The sequence below is a fragment of the Streptomyces sp. MCA2 genome (assembly GCF_023544705.1).
GTDB classification, from domain to species: domain Bacteria; phylum Actinomycetota; class Actinomycetes; order Streptomycetales; family Streptomycetaceae; genus Streptomyces; species Streptomyces decoyicus.
Genome location: NZ_JAMJFM010000119.1, coordinates 1 through 1,271, shown reverse-complemented (window position 1 = coordinate 1,271; position 1,271 = coordinate 1). Strand labels below are relative to the sequence as shown.

The window sequence follows — 1,271 nt, the reverse complement described above, 5'->3', positions numbered from 1 at the left end:
CGAGGAGCAGCCCGCATGACGACAGCAGCCACCGGCCAGGACTTCAAGGTCGCCGACCTTTCCCTTGCCGCTTTCGGCCGCAAGGAGATCACCCTGGCCGAGCATGAGATGCCCGGTCTGATGGCGATCCGCAGGGAGTACGCGGCGGCTCAGCCGCTGGCCGGTGCGCGTATCACCGGTTCCCTGCACATGACTGTGCAGACCGCCGTCCTGATCGAGACCCTGGCCGCCCTGGGCGCCGAGGTCCGCTGGGCGTCCTGCAACATCTTCTCCACCCAGGACCACGCCGCCGCGGCCATCGCGGTCGGCCCGAACGGCACCCCCGAGGCACCGGCCGGTATCCCGGTCTTCGCCTGGAAGGGCGAGTCCCTGGAGGAGTACTGGTGGTGCACGGAGCAGGCGCTGACCTGGCCGAACTCGCCCACCGGCGGTCCCAACATGATTCTCGACGACGGCGGTGACGCCACTCTGCTGGTCCACAAGGGCGTCGAGTACGAGAAGGCCGGCAAGGTCCCGGGCGTCGAGACGGCGGAGAGCGACGAGCACCGGGCGGTGCTGGAGCTGCTGACGCGCACGCTGGGCGAGGCGCCGCAGAAGTGGACGCACCTGGCCTCCGAGATCCGTGGTGTGACCGAGGAGACCACGACCGGTGTGCACCGTCTGTACGAGATGCACCGCGACGGGGACCTCCTCTTCCCCGCGATCAACGTGAACGACGCCGTGACGAAGTCGAAGTTCGACAACAAGTACGGCTGCCGTCACTCGCTGATCGACGGCATCAACCGTGCCACCGACGTCCTGATCGGCGGCAAGACCGCTGTGGTCTGCGGCTACGGCGATGTCGGCAAGGGCTGTGCGGAGTCGCTGCGCGGCCAGGGCGCCCGGGTGATCATCACCGAGATCGACCCGATCTGCGCGCTCCAGGCGGCGATGGACGGCTACCAGGTCACCACCCTCGAGGACGTCGTCGAGAGCGCCGACATCTTCGTGACCACGACCGGCAACAAGGACATCATCATGGCGTCGCACATGGCGCGGATGAAGCACCAGGCGATCGTGGGCAACATCGGCCACTTCGACAACGAGATCGACATGGCCGGCCTGGCCAAGCTCGAGGGCATCGTCAAGGACGAGGTCAAGCCGCAGGTGCACACCTGGACCCACCCCGACGGCAAGGTCCTGATCGTGCTGTCCGAGGGCCGTCTGCTCAACCTGGGCAACGCCACCGGCCACCCCTCCTTCGTGATGTCCAACTCCTTCGCGGACCAGAC

General features: G+C 67.3%; 1 protein-coding gene. It reads left to right on the top strand.

Features of this window, described 5'->3' with window-relative positions; all coding sequences use genetic code 11:
• Window positions 1–15 precede the first annotated feature (15 nt).
• Window positions 16–1,271 (top strand): adenosylhomocysteinase (gene ahcY / locus M8I34_RS41060; RefSeq protein WP_250058159.1); only part of this gene is annotated, 1,256 nt, incomplete at its 3' end.